19 protein-coding genes and 17 tRNA genes are annotated in these 17,979 nt (G+C 54.6%); 31 read left to right on the top strand and 5 right to left on the bottom strand.

Features of this window, described 5'->3' with window-relative positions; genetic code table 11:
* Window positions 1-161: 161 nt before the first annotated feature.
* From NI000_RS31615 to NI000_RS31530, 18 genes are all read left to right on the top strand, one after another.
* A tRNA-Asn gene (locus tag NI000_RS31615) sits at window positions 162-237 on the top strand.
* Between the two features lie 4 nt (window positions 238-241).
* Window positions 242-330 (top strand) — tRNA-Ser (locus NI000_RS31610).
* A 33-nt stretch (window positions 331-363) separates the two neighbouring features.
* Window positions 364-435, top strand: a tRNA-Glu gene (locus NI000_RS31605).
* Between the two features lie 12 nt (window positions 436-447).
* Window positions 448-523 (top strand) — tRNA-Val (locus tag NI000_RS31600).
* Between the two features lie 17 nt (window positions 524-540).
* A tRNA-Met gene (locus NI000_RS31595) sits at window positions 541-617 on the top strand.
* 13 nt (window positions 618-630) lie between these two features.
* A tRNA-Asp gene (locus NI000_RS31590) sits at window positions 631-707 on the top strand.
* 156 nt (window positions 708-863) lie between these two features.
* Window positions 864-939: transfer RNA gene (locus NI000_RS31585), tRNA-Phe, on the top strand.
* Between the two features lie 3 nt (window positions 940-942).
* Window positions 943-1,018: transfer RNA gene (locus NI000_RS31580), tRNA-Thr, on the top strand.
* Window positions 1,019-1,032: 14 nt separating this feature from the next.
* Window positions 1,033-1,118: transfer RNA gene (locus NI000_RS31575), tRNA-Tyr, on the top strand.
* Between the two features lie 6 nt (window positions 1,119-1,124).
* Window positions 1,125-1,198, top strand: a tRNA-Trp gene (locus NI000_RS31570).
* 19 nt (window positions 1,199-1,217) lie between these two features.
* A tRNA-His gene (locus NI000_RS31565) sits at window positions 1,218-1,293 on the top strand.
* A 13-nt stretch (window positions 1,294-1,306) separates the two neighbouring features.
* Window positions 1,307-1,378: transfer RNA gene (locus tag NI000_RS31560), tRNA-Gln, on the top strand.
* A 7-nt stretch (window positions 1,379-1,385) separates the two neighbouring features.
* Window positions 1,386-1,460: transfer RNA gene (locus NI000_RS31555), tRNA-Gly, on the top strand.
* 3 nt (window positions 1,461-1,463) lie between these two features.
* A tRNA-Cys gene (locus tag NI000_RS31550) sits at window positions 1,464-1,537 on the top strand.
* A 13-nt stretch (window positions 1,538-1,550) separates the two neighbouring features.
* Window positions 1,551-1,639, top strand: a tRNA-Leu gene (locus NI000_RS31545).
* A gap of 19 nt (window positions 1,640-1,658) precedes the next feature.
* Window positions 1,659-1,735: transfer RNA gene (locus NI000_RS31540), tRNA-Arg, on the top strand.
* A gap of 3 nt (window positions 1,736-1,738) precedes the next feature.
* Window positions 1,739-1,817 (top strand) — tRNA-Leu (locus NI000_RS31535).
* Window positions 1,818-2,018: 201 nt separating this feature from the next.
* Entirely contained in the window at window positions 2,019-2,645 is a 627-nt protein-coding gene (locus tag NI000_RS31530; protein ID WP_253415311.1) for an SGNH/GDSL hydrolase family protein, read from the top strand.
* Between the two features lie 103 nt (window positions 2,646-2,748).
* Here NI000_RS31530 and NI000_RS31525 read toward each other — a convergent pair whose 3' ends face one another.
* From NI000_RS31525 to glpX, 3 genes are all read right to left on the bottom strand, one after another.
* Window positions 2,749-3,810 (bottom strand): polysaccharide deacetylase family protein, encoded by a 1,062-nt coding sequence (locus NI000_RS31525; RefSeq protein ID WP_253415310.1) that lies wholly within the window; start codon window positions 3,808-3,810, stop codon window positions 2,749-2,751.
* 124 nt (window positions 3,811-3,934) lie between these two features.
* Window positions 3,935-4,753: a sulfite exporter TauE/SafE family protein gene (locus NI000_RS31520; RefSeq protein ID WP_253415309.1), complete on the bottom strand. Its 819-nt coding sequence runs from the start codon at window positions 4,751-4,753 to the stop codon at window positions 3,935-3,937.
* A gap of 75 nt (window positions 4,754-4,828) precedes the next feature.
* On the bottom strand, window positions 4,829-5,800 hold the full coding sequence (glpX, locus tag NI000_RS31515; RefSeq protein ID WP_253415308.1) for a class II fructose-bisphosphatase: 972 nt from the start codon (window positions 5,798-5,800) through the stop codon (window positions 4,829-4,831).
* 211 nt (window positions 5,801-6,011) lie between these two features.
* Between glpX and NI000_RS31510 the strand changes: the two genes are divergently transcribed.
* The 6 genes from NI000_RS31510 (at window position 6,012) to NI000_RS31485 (ending at window position 11,976) form a co-directional block, all read left to right on the top strand.
* Entirely contained in the window at window positions 6,012-6,680 is a 669-nt protein-coding gene (locus NI000_RS31510) for a helix-turn-helix transcriptional regulator (protein WP_237762885.1), read from the top strand.
* A 31-nt stretch (window positions 6,681-6,711) separates the two neighbouring features.
* Window positions 6,712-7,518, top strand: coding sequence for a pyruvate, water dikinase regulatory protein (locus NI000_RS31505; protein ID WP_010500068.1), 807 nt, complete (start codon window positions 6,712-6,714; stop codon window positions 7,516-7,518).
* Window positions 7,519-7,651: 133 nt separating this feature from the next.
* Complete coding sequence (locus tag NI000_RS31500) at window positions 7,652-8,956, top strand: molybdopterin-dependent oxidoreductase (protein ID WP_253415307.1); 1,305 nt, start codon at window positions 7,652-7,654, stop codon at window positions 8,954-8,956.
* Window positions 8,957-8,991: 35 nt separating this feature from the next.
* Complete coding sequence (gene mobA / locus NI000_RS31495) at window positions 8,992-9,609, top strand: molybdenum cofactor guanylyltransferase (protein ID WP_253415306.1); 618 nt, start codon at window positions 8,992-8,994, stop codon at window positions 9,607-9,609.
* 99 nt (window positions 9,610-9,708) lie between these two features.
* A complete protein-coding gene (gene moaA / locus NI000_RS31490; protein WP_253415305.1) occupies window positions 9,709-10,716 on the top strand; it encodes a GTP 3',8-cyclase MoaA in 1,008 nt (335 codons plus the stop codon).
* Window positions 10,717-10,719: 3 nt separating this feature from the next.
* Window positions 10,720-11,976 (top strand): molybdopterin molybdotransferase MoeA, encoded by a 1,257-nt coding sequence (locus NI000_RS31485; RefSeq protein ID WP_253415304.1) that lies wholly within the window; start codon window positions 10,720-10,722, stop codon window positions 11,974-11,976.
* Window positions 11,977-12,024: 48 nt separating this feature from the next.
* Here NI000_RS31485 and NI000_RS31480 read toward each other — a convergent pair whose 3' ends face one another.
* Window positions 12,025-12,120 (bottom strand): YjcZ family sporulation protein, encoded by a 96-nt coding sequence (locus NI000_RS31480; protein WP_216798076.1) that lies wholly within the window; start codon window positions 12,118-12,120, stop codon window positions 12,025-12,027.
* A 335-nt stretch (window positions 12,121-12,455) separates the two neighbouring features.
* On the opposite strand from NI000_RS31480, the gene NI000_RS31475 reads away from it, so the two are divergent.
* Together NI000_RS31475 and NI000_RS31470 are read left to right on the top strand one after the other, a co-directional pair.
* The gene (locus NI000_RS31475; protein ID WP_253415303.1) at window positions 12,456-13,640 is read left to right on the top strand and encodes a GNAT family N-acetyltransferase; all 1,185 of its coding nucleotides are present in this window, start codon (window positions 12,456-12,458) and stop codon (window positions 13,638-13,640) included.
* 148 nt (window positions 13,641-13,788) lie between these two features.
* On the top strand, window positions 13,789-14,211 hold the full coding sequence (locus NI000_RS31470) for a VOC family protein (protein WP_253415302.1): 423 nt from the start codon (window positions 13,789-13,791) through the stop codon (window positions 14,209-14,211).
* Here the strand turns inward: NI000_RS31470 and NI000_RS31465 are convergent.
* Window positions 14,148-14,702, bottom strand: a complete 555-nt coding sequence (locus NI000_RS31465; protein WP_253415301.1) for a hypothetical protein — start codon at window positions 14,700-14,702, stop codon at window positions 14,148-14,150. The genes NI000_RS31470 and NI000_RS31465 overlap by 64 nt on opposite strands.
* Before the next feature lie 229 nt (window positions 14,703-14,931).
* Between NI000_RS31465 and NI000_RS31460 the strand changes: the two genes are divergently transcribed.
* From NI000_RS31460 to liaF, 5 genes are all read left to right on the top strand, one after another.
* Window positions 14,932-15,231, top strand: a complete 300-nt coding sequence (locus NI000_RS31460) for a hypothetical protein (RefSeq protein WP_054973925.1) — start codon at window positions 14,932-14,934, stop codon at window positions 15,229-15,231.
* Window positions 15,232-15,281: 50 nt separating this feature from the next.
* Entirely contained in the window at window positions 15,282-15,962 is a 681-nt protein-coding gene (locus NI000_RS31455; protein WP_253415300.1) for a PspA/IM30 family protein, read from the top strand.
* Complete coding sequence (locus tag NI000_RS31450) at window positions 15,959-16,477, top strand: PspC domain-containing protein (RefSeq protein WP_253415299.1); 519 nt, start codon at window positions 15,959-15,961, stop codon at window positions 16,475-16,477. Before NI000_RS31455 ends, NI000_RS31450 begins: the two co-directional genes overlap by 4 nt.
* A gap of 2 nt (window positions 16,478-16,479) precedes the next feature.
* On the top strand, window positions 16,480-17,178 hold the full coding sequence (locus NI000_RS31445) for a PspA/IM30 family protein (protein ID WP_054973928.1): 699 nt from the start codon (window positions 16,480-16,482) through the stop codon (window positions 17,176-17,178).
* Window positions 17,179-17,314: 136 nt separating this feature from the next.
* The gene (liaF, locus tag NI000_RS31440; protein WP_253415298.1) at window positions 17,315-17,965 is read left to right on the top strand and encodes a cell wall-active antibiotics response protein LiaF; all 651 of its coding nucleotides are present in this window, start codon (window positions 17,315-17,317) and stop codon (window positions 17,963-17,965) included.
* Window positions 17,966-17,979: the final 14 nt, after the last annotated feature.

Raw genomic sequence — 17,979 nt, 5'->3', positions numbered from 1 at the left:
AAATAAGTCTTCCGAAGATTCCTTCGGAAGCGACTAAGGTTTGGTTACCAGTGAAGATATATCTTTTAGGAGCGACTTTTGACGAAGTCAACGGAGCGAGAAAAGATATATCGGAATGCTTTGTTTCGATCCAGTTTTCAAGGTGCAAGCCTTGAATATATTCCCTGATAGCTCAGTTGGTAGAGCACTCGACTGTTAATCGAGTTGTCACAGGTTCGAGTCCTGTTCGGGGAGCCATTATGGAGAGGTGTCCGAGTTGGCCGAAGGAGCACGATTGGAAATCGTGTAGGCGTCACAAGCGTCTCGAGGGTTCGAATCCCTCTCTCTCCGTAGAGTTTCATCATTGCACTTTTTAAATAGCATGGCCCGTTGGTCAAGGGGTTAAGACACCTCCCTTTCACGGAGGTAACAGGGGTTCGAATCCCCTACGGGTCATCATTATCCCATGGAGGCTTAGCTCAGCTGGGAGAGCATCTGCCTTACAAGCAGAGGGTCGGCGGTTCGATCCCGTCAGCCTCCACCATAGAATTTTTTTACTGACGCGGGGTGGAGCAGCCCGGTAGCTCGTCGGGCTCATAACCCGAAGGCCGCAGGTTCAAATCCTGCCCCCGCAACCAATTTCATTTGTGTGGAGCCGTGGTGTAGAGGCCTAACATGCCTGCCTGTCACGCAGGAGACCGCGGGTTCGAATCCCGTCGGCTCCGCCATGATTTATCTCCCTTGTAAGGGATGAGAACCCATTGGGTTCGTCGGAGCAATGCTTCGATAGCGTTACTCCGCAGTCTCGGAGTGAAACGGAGAGTATCCCGTCGGCTCCGCCATGATTTACAATTTGCAAGAAATGAGATACAATAAAGAAATATGGCTCGGTAGCTCAGTCGGTAGAGCAGAGGACTGAAAATCCTCGTGTCGGCGGTTCGATTCCGTCCCGAGCCACCACTCGCCGCTGTAGCTCAATTGGTAGAGCAACTGACTTGTAATCAGTAGGTTGGGGGTTCAAGTCCTCTCGGCGGCACCATTGCAATTTCATATGGAGGCTTAGCGAAGTGGCCAAACGCAGCAGACTGTAAATCTGTTCTCTGACGAGTTCGGTGGTTCGAATCCATCAGCCTCCACCAGTTTATAGGGGCATAGTTTAAAGGTAGAACAGCGGTCTCCAAAACCGTTAGTGTGGGTTCAATTCCTGCTGCCCCTGCCAAAAACATTTTCATACTGTGGCGGTCGTGGCGAAGTGGCTAACGCATCGGATTGTGGCTCCGACACTCGAGGGTTCAATTCCCTTCGATCGCCCCATTTACACATTCATTGGGGATTAGCCAAGCGGTAAGGCAACGGACTTTGACTCCGTCATGCCTAGGTTCGAATCCTAGATCCCCAGTTTATATGCGGAAGTGGCTCAGGGGTAGAGCATCGCCTTGCCAAGGCGAGGGTCGCGGGTTCGAATCCCGTCTTCCGCTCCATATGGCGCCATAGCCAAGTGGTAAGGCAGAGCTCTGCAAAAGCTTTACCCCCAGTTCGAATCTGGGTGGCGCCTCCAAATTTCTTTTTTCGCCGGAGTGGCGGAATCGGCAGACGCACAGGACTTAAAATCCTGCGGTAGGTGACTACCGTACCAGTTCAAGTCTGGTCTTCGGCACCACTCCAACAATTGAACATGTGTGCCCTTAGCTCAGCCGGATAGAGCGTTTGACTACGAATCAAAAGGTCAGGAGTTCGAATCTCTTAGGGCACGCCACTTGCCGATGTGGCGGAATGGCAGACGCGCTCGACTCAAAATCGAGTCCGAAAGGGTGGAGGTTCGAGTCCTCTCATCGGTATAAATAAGCCTTGAAGATCTTAGAAGATCTTTGAGGCTTATTTTTTATTCTTATTGAACTTGTTTATGCTCTGAGGGAAGTAACTATTTTTGTATCCTCAACATTTTTTGTCGATTCTTCACATTGTGATATACAAATCCAGTAACTTTTAGTATCGTACTAAAAGAAGAACTATATCCTAAATGTTGGAGGAATAGGGTCATGACAAAAATCGAAGATGGGGCGGTTGTCTTGTTTCAAGGAGACAGCATTACCGATTGCGGAAGAAACAGGGAGACTGGTGCGGATTTAGGCCGGGGCTACGCTTTCATCGCTTCTGCGTTATTCGCCAGCAAATATCCTGAGAAACAAGTTCATTTTATCAACCGCGGAATCAGCGGCAATCGGGTAAAGGATTTGCAGCAGCGCTGGCAGGAAGATTGCATCGATTTGAAGCCGACATGGGTTTCGATCTATATCGGTATTAACGATACATGGCGGCGTTATGATCGCAACGACCCGACTTCTGTGGAAGCGTTTGCGGAAGGGTACCGTGATCTGATTGTCCGTACCAAGGAGACGCTTGATGCGAAGCTCATTTTAGTCGAACCATTTGTGCTGCCGGTGCCGGAGGACCGGAAACGATGGAGAGAGGATTTGGATCCCAAAATTAACGCGGTTCGCGAGCTTGCTCGGGAATTTGAAACGCTGTACGTGCCTTTAGATGGGCTGTTCGCGGCGGCAAGTACCAAGGCACCGTCGGCCTATTGGGCGCCTGATGGGGTACATCCGTCACCGGCAGGTCACGCGCTTATTGCCAATGCTTGGCTGGAAGCTGTGCAAGCATAAAGTCACATTACTGATACAAATAACAATCCAAGGGATGCCCTTCTGTTTGTGCGAGGGGCGTCCCTTTTTAGGTTGAACCGTTCTGATTGTTGAAGGCGATAACTCAATCCAATTGCTTGGATACTTGCAATAGCTCGGGCAAGGTAACCATCTTCAGGTTGCGGGATTTTAAAGTCTGGATCACGGTCGGGAGCGCTTGGACGGTACCGTTCAAATCTTGCCCCGGCCCGCCGCCGGAATGCTGTAGAATGATGGAACCCGGTTTAACGTGGGTGAGAATGTTCGAAATTACTTTTTCTTGCCCAAGCTGCTTCCAATCAAGCGAATCGACATTCCAGTTCACAATGCGGTAACCATGTTCCGATGCCCACAATAGTTGGCTTTCGCTGATCTCGCCATAGGGCGGCCGCAGTAAGCGGGGGGAATATCCGATCAGCCGCTTTAAGGCTTGCTGTGTCTGAAGCACCTGCGACTGGAACAGATCGTCGGACAGCTTGGTAAACAGCTTGTGACTGTATGAATGATTGCCGATCACATGGCCTTCGCGAACGATTCGCTTAACCATCTCCGGATGTTTCTCGGCTTGGGCACCAACTAAGAAGAAAGTGGCGCGAATCTGGTATTTTTTCAATACATCTAAAACCTGTGGCGTAAATGTCGTGTCTGGGGCGTCGTCAAACGTTAAGGCGACCTGTCCGGAAGCGGCGGATCCCCGCAGCAGCAGAAGCTCCGGATATTTGCGCACAAGTTGGGATAAAGAGAGCCGTTGGCTTTGCCCGGACGTTTCTTTGGACGCTTTGGCGGGTCGCGGCTTGGATTTGGACTGCTTCTGCGTCTTAGGCTCAGCCGGCGGAACGACCGCCGGTGCGGGAGCAGGCGGCGCCGAAGGGGGCGGGATCTGCTGCACGGTGGAAGGAGCCGGAGGCCCAGCCAGAGAAAGCGGGCTGCCGGTGCCCGTATCCGTTGCTTTATCCGCGTTCTGAGGTGCAGCTTCAGTAGGCCCGATCCCCGGAGGCATCGCTTGCGGCGAATTGGCAGCAGGCGTACATGCCGTTAAAGCCAAGCATAAGGTTAAACTGGACAAAAATAAACTTGTTCTGATTCGAAGCGAGATGAACCGATGAGCGGATAATAGCAAAAAAGCCGCAGGTGTTCGCTTTTTCATGGGGGCTTAGTCTCCTTTGGGCAACAGGATTGCGTTCCCTTAGTTTGGGATAAGGAGAGATGAATTATCCGCTCATGAAAATGATGTTACGAACGCCGCGGCGAATAGTATGGAGCTAATGAAATCAGGCAAGGACCAAGCCTTCCCAGATCATTTTGAAGGATACGATAACGAAGGTGACACGAAGTACCCAAAGCAGCTTTTTGCCGCTCAACCGACTGGCGATTTTCGCGCCGAGCCAGCCTCCGACAATAGCGCTGGGCGCCAAGCCCAGAACCATCCACAGGTTCACTTCGCCTAAGCTAAAATGCGTGAAGCTCCCCATAAGGGATGACAGCAGGATAACGAACATGGAGGTCGCTGTCGCTACATGGGGAGGATACCGAAAAAGCAGCACCATGGCCGGAACGAATAGAGAGCCGCCGCCGATCCCGAACAGCCCCGAAATGAATCCGACCATAAGTCCGATGATCAAGGCGGGCAGTACGCTGTAGCCGTAATGATATGTATTTCCATTGCCGTCCGTATACGTGCGCTGAATATGCCACTTCACTTTCAAAGGCTTCAAGTAATCGCGCAGCACGAGCAATATGGCCATCAGCAGCATGAAGAGACCGAAGCTGAGCTGAAACGATTTCGCGTTGACAAATTGTGTGGTATATGAGCCGAGCATGGCTCCCGGACCGCAGGTGATGAACAAGAGCCAGCCGCTTTTGAAATCGACTCTTTTGTGCTTGACGAAGGTCAGAGTCGAAGACAATGCCGTGAAGATCAGGACAGCCAGCGACGTGCCTACCGCCGTCGATACCGAAATCGTTTCTCCGACGAACGTAGGCCCTAAGTAAACCAGAGCGGGTACAATAATAATACCGCCGCCGAGACCGACCAAGCTCCCGAAGGTGGCAGCGATCAGCCCGACAGCGGTATAAAATAATATACTCATGCGCAAACCTTCTTCCGTGTCGAATAGTTACTTTATGGTAATATTAACACAGGAAGAAAATAGTTCAATACCGGGTTATCCGATATCGTTAAGAATATTTTTATTAGGCAAGTAGTGAATCGATTGAATGAACCGGATTGTTTTTGTTTTTGCCCGCATGACGATCGAATGCGTCTCTGCCCGGGAGTCGGGCAAGTAGCGGACGCCGTTTAAAAATTCGCCGGGGGTAATGCCCGTTGCGGCAAAAATAACGTCTTCCCGGCCAATCATATCTTCCATCGTCAAAACTTTATGCGGGTCGGTAAGTCCCATGGCGATGCAGCGGTCGTATTCTTCCTGATTGGAAGGCAGCAGCTTTCCTTGCAGCTCCCCGCCCAGACATTGCAGCGCCGCGGCCGCCAGCACGCCCTCGGGTGCACCGCCCGAGCCTACATACATGTCAATGCCGGATTCGGATAAAGCGGGAGCCATGGCCCCTGCAACATCGCCATCACTAAGAAACTTGATCCGTACGCCGACCCGGCGGAGGGTCTCGATTTGCTTACGGTGCCTGTCGCGGTCAAGAATCATGATCGTAAGATTGCTCAGCGGCTTATCCAAAATGTCGGCGGCCCGTTGAAGCGTCGTTTCGAGCGGGTCCGTCAAGTTGAGCTTGCCGGCGAGAGCCGGTCCGACAGCCAGTTTTTCCATATACATATCCGGCGCGTGCAGCAGATTGCCTTTGTTGGCAATGGCGATGACGGCCAGCGCGTTGTTCAATCCTTTGGCAACCAGCTCCGTGCCTTCGAGCGGGTCGACGGCCACGTCCACCTCGGGACCTTGCCCGTTCCCTACTTGTTCGCCGATATACAGCATCGGCGCTTCGTCCATTTCTCCTTCTCCGATGACGACGGTCCCGCGGACAGAAACGGAATCGAACATGGCGCGCATGGCGGTCGTCGCCGCACCGTCGGCTTGAATCTTATCGCCCCGGCCCATCCATCTTGCCGCGGACAGCGCCGCCAGCTCCGTTACCCGGACGATCTCAAGTGCCAATTCCCTTTCCACCAGCTCAGCCCCCTATAAAATAAATGGTCACGTTTCAACATATATAGTATAATTAATAAATAAATAATGCGCAATAAATACTTGATTCAAATTGAGTAGTGCGTTAGATTGGAAGTAGAAACATCGAATGAAAAACGGTTCTATGAGTTTCGGACTATTTTTGGTACAATTGGATTGGAATGCGGCACAGCGATAAACCGCAAAGGCTGCTTTGAGTGAGGAGGGACCGGTCATCGAACTGACTGCGCGCCAACTGCAGATCGTAGAATTGGTAAAGGCACACGCGCCCATTACGGGCGAACAAATAGCGGAGATGTTAGGTCTAAGCCGCCCGACCCTCCGGTCGGATCTGGCCCTGCTTGTCATGCTCGGGCTTGTAGATGCCAAGCCGAAGGTGGGCTATACGCCGGGCTCGGCCATGACGCCGGGCTCTCAGGTGTCCCGTAAGCTGCTGGGCATGAAGGTAAAGGATGTCCAATCGATCCCCGTCGTCGTCCGGGAGAATGCTTCCGTGAACGACGCGGTCGTGATGCTGTTTATGGAGAACGTCGGCAGCCTGATCGTCGTGGATGACGAGGCTTGCCTGTCCGGCGTCATTTCCCGTAAAGATTTGCTTAAATTCACGCTCGGCAATACGAATGCGGCTTCCATGCCGGTCAGCATGGTCATGACCCGCGAGCCGAACGTCATTCATGTCTCTCCCGACGAATCGGTGATCGACGCGGCGCGGAAGATGATTCTTCATCAGGTCGACAGCCTGCCTGTCGTCGTGGAATCCAAAGCTGCCCAGGTGAGCGGAAGATCCCGGTGGGACGTTGTTGGACGGGTAACAAAAACGATTATGACGAATATTCTGGTCGATCTGGCGATGGACCGTTAGGGCATTCATGAACAAAGGAGAAGAAAACCGGATGAAGGAAGAGCAACAGTACGAGATCACCATATGCTCGGATTCCGTCGGGGAAACGGCGGAGGCGGTCGTCAGAGCGACTATTCGCCAGTTTGACGCCCACCAGGTGAGAACAAAGCGGATCGGCCATATAAAAACCGAGGATGAAATCCGTACCATTATGGAAGAGGCGGCCAAGCGCGGCGGCTTTGTGGCGTATACGCTGGTACAGCCGGAGCTGCGGGAAATGATGAAGGAAGAGGCGGTCCGACTGGGCGTCCGCGCGGTCGATATCATGGGACCGATGATGCAGGCGTTCATTGATACGTGGGGCGATGCGCCGAAGCGGAAACCGGGCTTGCTTCATCAGCTGGACGAGGATTATTTCCGCCGCGTAGAAGCGATCGAGTTTGCCGTCAAATGCGACGACGGACGCGATACGAGCGCCCTGCTGAAGGCGAATCTCGTCTTGATCGGAGTCTCGCGGACGTCAAAGACGCCGCTCAGTATTTTTTTGGCGCATAAAGGGATAAAAGTATCCAATCTGCCGCTCGTACCGGAGGTTAAACCGCCCAAGGAGCTGTTTCTGGTGCCGGGCAACCGGATTGTCGGCTTGACGATGGATGCAGACAAGCTGTACAAAATTCGGACAGAGCGGCTGAAAGCGGTCGGTCTGCCGTTCGGGGCGAAGTACGCGGCGATGGAGCGAATCGACGAAGAGCTCCGCTACGCGCAAGCGTTGATGAAACAGGTCGGGTGCTTAGTGATCAACGTAACGGATAAAGCGATTGAAGAAACGGCCGGCATTATTATGGGGTACTTGAATTGATGGCAAATGAGAGGCTTGAACCGACGGGTTCGGGCCCTTTTTGCCTTTGTGAATAAAAAAGCCGTCCCCGGCAAACCGGAAAGCCCGCAGCATGCGTATTCTCAAGTAGACGTAAGCGAAAGGTGGCTGGGTAATGAAACCGAAACGGGTATGGACGAATTGGCTTTCCGGCGTACCATACGGAAAAAGGCTGGTCAAGCTTCACCGCTGGAACGCATGGCTGCTGGCGCTGCTTGCGGTGACCGGGATATTGCTGTTTGTGGAGCCAGTGCGGGCACTGGGAGCGGGCCGTGTGTGGCTGAAGGAAGGGCACCTATGGATCGGAGCGGCTTCGATTGCGGTGATAGCTCTCTATTTGCCGCTGATCCCCCGGCATTGGAAGCAGCTGCGGACGAAACCGGCGCAGCGTTGGAATTTGGGACTCGTTCTGTTCCTGCTTGCAGGCTGGAGTGTCACCGGCGTGCTGCTCTGGCTGGTGCGAAGCTTGCCTTCCGGTTGGGGCAACGCCGCGCTGCTGCTCCATGATCTGTTCACCTGGGTCGGAGTTCCTTACGCGATCTACCATTCGGTATCCCGCAGCCGATGGGTCAAAGCGGCTCAAAGCCGGTCGCAAAACCGCGAGGAAGAAAAGGCGGCGGAAGCCCGCGACGTATCGCCGTCCGAACCTGGACGAATCGTACAGATGCTCAGGAACGCCCCGATCTCCAGAGCAACGTTCCTGCGCACGGCGGCGGGTTTGCTGCTGGCGTTCGGCCTGGGACCGTCATTTTACCGGTGGCTGATGACCGCTTCCGATACGGGTGGCGCGGAGCTTGAGCGGTTGGCCCGGGAGGATGCGAACCGGATGCTGCCGCCGCCGGTACCGTCTGCGGAATCCAATCCTCCGCTCGGCGGTGGCGGACAAGGGCAGTTTCGGGTATATACGGTGACGCCGATCCCGGCTTTTTCGAGCGAGGATTGGAAGTTCGCCCTCACCGGACTTGTCGACCGGGAACATGCGTGGAATTGGGAACAATTTCTGAAGCTCCAACGAACGGTTCAGGTTAGCGATTTTCACTGTGTGACGGGCTGGTCGGTATACAAGGTCACCTGGGAGGGGATTCCGCTTAAGGAGCTGCTGGAGCTCGCCAAGGTAAGGAACGAGGCGAAGTTCGTCAAATTTTATTCCGGGGACCGCGTCTATACGGATTGCTTGTCGTTGGAGCAGGTACGGATGGATGACGTCATGGTGGCGGTCTTGATGGACGGAAAGCCGATTCCCCAGCAGCTGGGCGGGCCGGTAAGGCTGGTCGTTCCTCAAATGTATGCGTATAAATCGGTAAAGTGGCTCCAAGGCATCGAGCTTATCGACAAAGAGCATCTCGGGTACTGGGAGCTGCGGGGCTACGATAACGACGCTTGGGTGCCGAAGGGAAGAGAGTACGGAAGAAAGGATTGAAGACGATGGAGCGATACGGCGGGCAAAGGCTTGCCATGACAGGCGTAATTTTGGCAGGCGGGCAAAATCGGCGGATGGGCGGACAAAGTAAAGCACTGCTTATGTACGAAGGCGATACGTTTTTGGCCAGACAGTTGGCCGAGCTTGGAAGCTTGTGCACAGAGCTGCTGGTTGTAACGCAGGAGCCGGAACGGTACGAGGCTGTCGTTCAGGCGTTCTCCGGGGAGTCTCCGGTGCGGATCATTCCCGACCTGCAGCCGGGCCGAGGGCCGCTTGCCGGTTTTCAGGCCGCCATGAGAGCGGCATCGTACGAGGAGCTGTGGATCGTCGGCTGCGATATGCCGTGGGTCGATGCCAAAGCGGCGAAAGCCCTCTCGGAGCTGCGGAGCGGCGTTGACGCAGATGCTGCGATTGCGAAGATCGGCGGAAGGCTCCATCCGCTGCACGGCGTGTACCTCAAGAACTGCCTTCCCGAGGCGGAGCGGCTGCTGGCCGCGAACGATCTGCGGTTGATGGGACTGTTGAATTCGGTTGCTCTGCAGGTGGCGGACGAATCGTTTCTGGAGCGGAAGGGGATTTCTACGGGGTTTATCCGGAATATTAACGATCCGGACGAATATGAGAGGCTCACCGGCAAAAGACTTGGGTTATAGCCGCTTTGCACGCCTTCTATTGAATGCTTTTTGTTTATGGAAGACGGGCCTGTTTTGTGACATAATGATGGATATAACCTAGAACGGAGGGCATGCAGGATGTCGCAGATATTGAAGGATCGTTTCGGCCGCATTCATGACTATCTTCGAATTTCCGTGACGGATCGGTGCAATTTGCGCTGTGTATACTGTATGCCGGAAGAAGGCATGGAATTCGAGCCGGAGGAAAAGCTCTTGACGTTCGAGGAGATCGCCGAAGTGGTGCGGGTGCTTGCCGGATACGGAGTTCGCAAGCTGCGGCTGACCGGAGGCGAACCGCTCGTACGCAAAAACCTGGAGCAGCTCGTGCGGATGCTGAGTGCGATCGACGGCATTGAAGATATCGCATTGACAACGAATGCGATCCATTTCGCTTCACGGGCTGAAAAGCTGCGCGAAGCCGGGCTCACAAGAATTAACGTCAGCCTCGATTCCTTGCGGGCGGACCGGTTTGCTCTCATTACACGCGGAGGCGATTTGTCTCGCGTGCTGGCGAGTCTGGAAGCGGCATCCCGGGTCGGACTCGACCCGATCAAGCTGAACGTCGTGCTCATGAAAGGCATGAACGACGACGAAATCGAAGATTTTCTGAAGCTGACGCTGGAGCGCAGTTTGCACGTGCGCTTTATTGAATATATGCCGATCGGTCACGACGACAACGGCTGGAAAACGAAATATATTTCGCTCAACACGGTACTGGAACGCTGCGAAAGAATGGGGTGGCAGGTGGAAACGCTGGAGCAGTCGATTCGGGGAAACGGGCCTTCGCAAAATTTCCGGATCGCCGGGGCGGCCGGCACGTTCGGGCTGATTCATCCGGTCAGCGACCATTTCTGCGAGACGTGCAACCGGCTGCGTCTTACGGCGGACGGCAACATCAAGCCTTGCCTGTACTGGTCCGACGAGTTCAACGTGCGCCGTTATATCGGCAACGATCAGGCGCTGGCCGAGCTGTTCTTCCGGGCGCTGGACGTGAAGCCGGAAAGTCACGAGATGGCTAAAGCGCTTCTGAACGAGCAGCAGAGTCATACGCCTACCTCCCGGCGCATGTCGCAGATCGGGGGTTGAAGCGTGAACGACTTGAAATTCGGGCGGCAGACCATCAGCCTTGAAGAGGCGCAGCGGCGTGTACTCCAGCATGTCCGACTTCAGGAGACGGAAGAGGTGCCGCTATTCGAGGCTTATGGCAGGCGGCTGGCGCAAAACGTTTGTGCCGGCAGCCCGCTGCCGCATTTTCGGCGATCGGGTGTCGACGGCTATGCTTTGCGTGCATCGGATACGGCGGGAGCTTCCCTTGCGACGGCGGTCTGCTTGGAAGTGGTGGAAACGGTTCCGTGCGGCTTGGTTCCGGCGAAGACGATCGGCCCGGGCCAAGCGGCCAGAATTATGACCGGCGCTGCCGTTCCCGAGGGGGCGGATGCGGTCGTGATGCTGGAGATGACCAATGCGGTGCATCAGGAGATCGGCCTTGGAGGCACGGTGGCGGTTCACAAAGCGATGAATCCCGGCGATAATGTGACTCCCGTAGGAGAAGAGGCTGCTGCCGGGGAACAGCTTCTGCGGAAGGGCTGCATCATCGGACCGGGGGAAGCGGCGGTGCTGGCCACCTTCGGCCATAGCCTTGTGAAGGTGTACAAGCGGCCGAGAGTAGCGATCTTCTCTACCGGCTCTGAGTTGCTCCCTGTGGACGCGCCGCTCGCACCGGGTAAAATCCGGGGCAGCAACGGCTATATGCTGGCCTGTCAGGTACAGCAGGCGGGCGGAGTGCCGCTGCTGATGCCGTTTCTTCCCGACGAAGCCGACCGGGTGGAACGGGAACTGCTGGCCGCTGCGGAGCAGGCGGATCTGTGGATAACGACCGGAGGCGTGTCGGTAGGGGATAAGGATGTGCTGGCCGAGCTGTTCGGCAGGTGGGATGGCGAGCTGCTTTTTAACAAGATCGCGATGCGTCCCGGCAGTCCGACGTCGGTCGGACTGTGGCGGGGCAAGCCGTTGTTCGCTTTGTCCGGCAATCCCGGAGCTTGTTATGTAGGATTCGAGCTGCTGGTACGCCCCTATCTGCGTGCCTCGCAAGGGTCGCCCGACCCGCTGCCCTCTGCAGCGACGGCGGTACTGGATGCCGATTACGGTAAAGGATCGGCGTATCCCCGGTATGTCCGCGGGGCTTCGTGCGTGGAACATGGGACGGTCCGCGTGAGGCCCGCCGGTCGCGACAAATCCAGCATCATGGTTTCCGTGAAAGAGACCGACTGCTTAATCTGTCTTCCGGCGGGCGGGCGAGGAGCCCAGCGGGGCGAGTTGGTGCGGGTTTTGATGATCGGAGATTGAAGTAAAAACCCCCTGCCAGAGTAAAGTCCATGACAGGGGGGCGATGCATTAGATGAACAATGAACGGGAAACGATGACGAGCAGAATAAACAGCACCAGGATAACACCAGTGGAAGTAAAGCCGAATCCGCCAACGTGGCTCATGTGACATCCCCCTTTCAGAAGGCATGTTAAATGATATGAACGAATGCCGGATGCTGATTGGACGTACGCCCGATTATTCAACGAAAATACAGCTGTCTGCGAGCAGGAGACAGTACCTTTCTGTACCGGATAGGAAGCAAGGGCGCATAACCGCCGTAATTTCTGTCATGTCCCCAGCTTCCGGCAAAAACAAGTAAAAAAGGATTTTTCGGTAGAATTTGTTGGAAAATTGGGCTACAATGGCCAAGATAAGGGTGCGATGCATGAGAGCGCCGATAATCGGAGAACCGGACGAAGTCTCCGGTCGCCGTATAAAGCGGAGAGGGTGGATACGCGTGAATCAGCGGTTGGAAATTCGCAATATTCCGAATGTGCATTTTATGGATAGTCTGCAAATGTCAGCATTTTCCTTTCAATATGAGCTTACTCCCGAAAAAGTGGAGAAATGGATGACGCTTCTCGATTCGAACCAGATGTGGGGAGCTTATGTGGATGATACGCTTGCGGCGAAAATGACGATTTTCGATCTGCAGACCTGGATTCAAGGCAAGGCGTTCGACATGGGCGGAATCGCAGGCGTCGTCACATGGCCGGAATACCGGCGCGGCGGTCTGGTGGCCAAGCTGCTATCGCACGGATTGCGGGTGATGCGGGAGAAAGGCCAGACGTTGTCGTTCCTTCATCCTTTTCAATTCTCGTTCTACCGTAAGTACGGCTGGGAGACGTATGCAGAGTATAAATCGTATGAGATCTCCGTCCAGCAGCTTCCAAAACTGGGCCCGCAGCCGGGGCGGATCGTTCGGACCGGCCACGATATCAAGCTGCTGAACGAGATATACCAGGCTTACGCCTGCAGGTACAACGGTACGCTTATTCGAAACGAATCCTGGTGGCAGCATCGCATTTTCGGCAATACGCAAGGAACGGTAGCCGTATATTATGATGCGGAGAATCAGCCTGCGGGCTATGTATATTATCAGGTAAAGGACAATATCCTTAAGGTTCACGAGCTGGTGTATCTGGATCATGGGGCTTGCTTGGCCTTATGGCGCTTCTTGGCCGATCACGACTCAATGCTGGAGAAGCTGGTGATGAAAGCGCCCGTGAACGACAAGCTGCCGTTTCTGCTCGACAATCCCCGGATCAAACAAGAGATCGTGCCTTATTTCATGGCGCGGATTGTCGATGTCGCCGGCTTTTTGACCAAGTATCCGTTCGCGTCGGGGGCAGAATGGTCACTGCAGCTGGAGATAAAGGACGAACAGGCGGAATGGAACAACGGCTGGTTTCTGCTGCAGGTGGACGAGTCGGGGACGGCGCGTGTAACGCCCGTCGCAAGCGCTTCGCCCGAGCTGCCGTCCGCCAGCTGCACGATCCAGACGCTTGCCGCCATGCTGACAGGGTACCAGCGTCCATCCTTTTTGATGGACATCGGCAGGCTGACCGGCACGACGGAGGTGTGCGAATCGCTGGAGCGGCTCATTCCCGCACGTCAGACGTATTTGCCCGACTTTTTCTAGATTTCTTCTGCAGACAAGATTCAGGCCCCTTCGAGTTCGAAGCGGGCTTTTTTGTTGTAAGTGGGCTCAAAACAAGCAGGATTTTGAAAGGGAAACACGAATGTATATTCGTATGTTTACGGATTATTAGATTGGAACCGGAGGATGGATGCTATGGCAAACAAACCAAAAGCAAATCGGCAGCTCCCTTACCGTTCTATTGGTATCGGACCTTAAGCGTTCTCAGCAATTTTACCGGGATCGACTCGGCTTTAATGTAACGGATTGGTGGGCGGAGCGGGACGGCCTTCAAGGAATCGCTCTCAAGCTGCTGCAAGCGCCCGATGCGTCGGCCGTGCGTCCGAATCCCGTAGCGCAAGGGGAAGCCCGGGCGTACGATGTGTACGCTTACGTCGAGAACTGGGCGGCTCTGGACAGTCTGTATGAGGAGTTCCGCAGCAAGGATGTCGTGATTTCCGGCAAGCCTGTCATTTATCCGGACGGCGGTCCGTGGAAAGAGTTCGTCATTCAGGATTGCGACGGGTACGGCCTCGCTTTCGGCGGGATCGACGATCCCAAGAAGGAAGGCTGATCCTTAGCCTCCGGGCTGGAAAGAAACCGGAGCAGACCGTGCTGCTCCAAAAACGGCTGCAATACCGGGTAAGAACAATCGAATACGTACAATCGATCCTCAGCGCTGAAAGCCAGCAGCTGGGGATTTTGTTTTGGAGAGGAGAGCTCGGGTACGAGCACAAGCAATTCTTTGCACTGAAACGTAAGGCCGTGCATCCGGACAGGGAGCAAAGGAACGAACGGGATGCGGATCACAATGCCGCTGTCCGTACCGACGCGGAATTTGCCGGACAATCCGCCGGCCTGGTCCAGCCAGCCCGCCGCTGCCTGCCGAATTTCCGCTTTGTTGGAGATCGCGAGAACGACGGCGTCCCGCCGGACTTCATAGACCAGCACGGGCGATGGCGCAGCAGCATCATCCGGAGCGGACCGGGAAGCTGCGCCAGGCAGTGGAAATATCGTTAGCCATATGAGAAAAGCTATCAGAAGGCTTATACCTGTTCTGTTCATTCCATCCTTCTCCTTTAAGCCGAGTTATCTTTCAATGCTAGGGTTTCCATATCGGGGAAACTCATGAGTCTGTTGAGGCGGGGGCTCCTCTTGTCCAAGGCCGGGTGGCGTACTGGACTTAGGTCCAGTTCCAAAAACCGCCGCAGGTCCGTTTTGGGAAATGACGGATTCACCTAGAATAAAGACATAAGCAAAACGACAACAAAAACGAAAGGCGGTGAGTCAATCCATGAAAATGAACCGGCATACCGGACTCGCGTTCCTTCTGATCTTCTTCGGAGCGTTGATCCTCAGCCACAAGCTTGGCTTTCAACTCGGGCACCATATCATGAGCTTTTTGTTCCCGGCCGCTATGGTAGGACTCGGATTCGTAGGACTGAGAAACGGAAAAACGATCATCGGGTGGGGGCTGATCATCCTTGGCGGCCTGTTCCTCTTCGGTAAATTGTCCGGACTGTTCGCCATCCTGATCGCCATCGGCTTGATCTGCTACGGCATCTCGCTGCTGCGTAACAAATCGGTATATTAAATCAAACAAACGACGGATTGAAATTCGGAGAAAAGGTGGTTGAGCAAAGCATGAGTTTAGGAAAAAGATTCCGGGATATTACGGTTGCGCACTTCAACGAAATGCTGGAAAATTCGGAAGACCCGGTTCGCCTGATCGATAAATATCTTGCGTCCCAGTCGGAGCAAATCCGCGAGTCCGAACGGCTGCTGCAGCAGTGTCTGTCTCACGCCGCTTCGCTTCGCCAGCAGTACGTATCGGCGGAGCAGCTCAAGGAGCGCCGTGAGCAGCAAGCAATGCTGGCGCTGAGAGCCGGCGAGGAAGAAGTGGCGCGCATCGCGCTTCAAGAGAAAATGCAGCAGGAGGAAAAAGCGACGCAGTACCGGGCGCTGTACGATCAAAGCAAGATGGGGATCGTCGAGCTGGAGGAGCAGCTTCAACAGCTTAAGGCCGATTTCGACGAAATCGCCTCGAAACGCAGCTACTATATCGCGCGGCTGGAGTCCGTTAGGCTGCAGCAGCGGATGAACGAAAGGTTGCGTTCGATGGGTGCAGGTCCGAATCCGCGGATGTTCGACCGGCTGGACGAGCGGGTCTCCGATATGGAACTGACCGCGCGCACCTTGCGGGAAGTGAGAGGCCAAGTCCGTGAAGCATGGTCCGCCGTAGGCAGCGCGGCATCGCAAGCGCTGGAACAAGAGCTGGCCAAGCTGCGGACGAAACTGAAACAGGAGGGCTGGGATAAATCATGAGCAAACTATACCGTTCCCGTTCCGATCGCAAAGTAACCGGCCTGTGCGGCGGTCTCGCGGAATCGATGAACATTGATGCCACACTGCTTCGTCTGATCGTGGTGGTAACGGCTTTCTTTTCCGGAGGCGTCGTGATTCCGCTGTACTTCCTGGCAGCGTTGGTCATCCCGAGCGAGCCTTGGACCGGCGGGCCTCACGGCTACGGACCGTCCTACGGCGGCGAGGGCTGCGGGCAACCTAGCGGCCAATATCCCAACTGGAGAGAGTGGAGACGCGCCGAGAAGCACTACCGCAGAGCGCAAAGACATGGCTGGGTTCCGCCGCAAGAAGGCAACCGTTATGAGGGCGAATATGCGGCCTCCTCGAATTCGAGCGGTACCGCCGGCAGCGATCTGGACGATATGATGAAAGATATCGAGAAAAAAGCGATGTGGAAAGAAATCGAAGAACTGCGCAGCAAAGTGGCGCAATACGAAAAAAACCAAAATCAAAAACCATCTAAAGGAGATGTTTAACAATGGGAGTATTTTCTAGAATTAAAGACATGACGAAGGCTTCGCTGCATGAGCTGCTTGATAAAGTTGAAGATCCGATCATCATGCTGAATCAATATTTGCGCGACATGGAAGAAGAAATCGCTCAAGCCGAAGTGACGGTAGCCCGTCAAATCGCCAGCGAGCGCAAGCTGAAAGAGCGTCTGGAAGAAGCGGTTCGACTGACGGCGCAGTACGAAGGACAAGCGAAGGAAGCACTGAAGAACGATCAGGAAGCGACGGCGCGCCAAGCTTTGGAGCAAAAGCTGTACTACGAGGGCAAAATCGCAGAGTACACGGAAATGCACGAGCAGGCGAAGGCGCAAGCGGCCGAGCTGGTTCAGCAGCTGCATGAAATGAAAGACGCGTTCTACCAAATGCGCAACAAACGCAGCGAGCTGATCTCCCGCGCTCAATTGGCGAAGGCCAAGAAGCAAATGGCCGAAGTGACGGCAACCAACGTGATCGAAGGCGGCAATGCCGTAAAAGGCTTCCGTCGCATGGAAGAGAAGATCATGTCGCTGGAAGTCGAAGCGGAAATCGCACGCAAGCCTTACGTTGGCGGTGGCTACGCGGGTTCGGTGTACAGCAATGCCGTGTCGGTTGACCCGGCGAAGCAGCAAAAAATCGACGATCAGCTGCAGCTTTTGAAAGAGAAGATGTCCAGCGAGCAGGGGAAATAATCTTCACGAAAAAGCGTTGGAGCAAAAGCGGCACTTGTGATATGCTATGTAAGGCAAAAGCCATGGACGTCCTTCTGTAAGGCGCTGTGGCTTTTGCCGGATCAACCAGAATTTACTGGGAAAGGGGGCGACACGGATGAACCGCAAACGAAACCGCAACATCGCGCTGGTCTTGATCGGCGCAGGGCTTTTCCTTCTGGCGGACAATCATCTCGGATTTTTCACCGTGCTTGCCCTCTTTTTGCTCTTGCTGGGAGTATATAAGGTGCGTTCGGGCGCCGAGCGCAAAGGCTACATCATGATGGTGATTGGCCTGCTGCTCCTCGCGGGGGGCAATTTTACGCTGATCTTGGCCATTGTCCTCATTTCGCTCGGCTTCTTCTACAATAAATCGCGTAAAATTCACCGCAGCGAGCACCATTACCGAAAGCAAAGCATAATCGACAGCATCCGGTGGGGACGGGAGCCTTGGGTTCTGCGTAACATGTCGATCTGGAACGTGCTGGGGGAGCTGCAGATGGATTTGACCTATGCGATCCACGAGCAGAAGGAGACGACGATTATTTTGCAGGGGGTCATCGCCGATATCGATCTGATCGTTCCGGAGGATGTGGGTCTTACCGTTACGGCCTCCGTCTTGTTCGGACAAACGAGCATCGGGTATGACAAAGAGGCAGGCGTGCTGAACAAGATGGTATGGCAGTCGCCCAATTACTGGACGGCGGACCGTCAGGTGAAGCTGGAAATTTCGTATATCGTAGCCGATATAGATATAAAAATTGTTTGATGCACGGAGGACGG

The organism is Paenibacillus tyrphae, assembly GCF_024158745.1.
Taxonomy (GTDB): Bacteria; Bacillota; Bacilli; order Paenibacillales; family NBRC-103111; genus Paenibacillus_G; species Paenibacillus_G tyrfis_A.
This window is presented reverse-complemented; position numbering and strand designations above follow the sequence as displayed.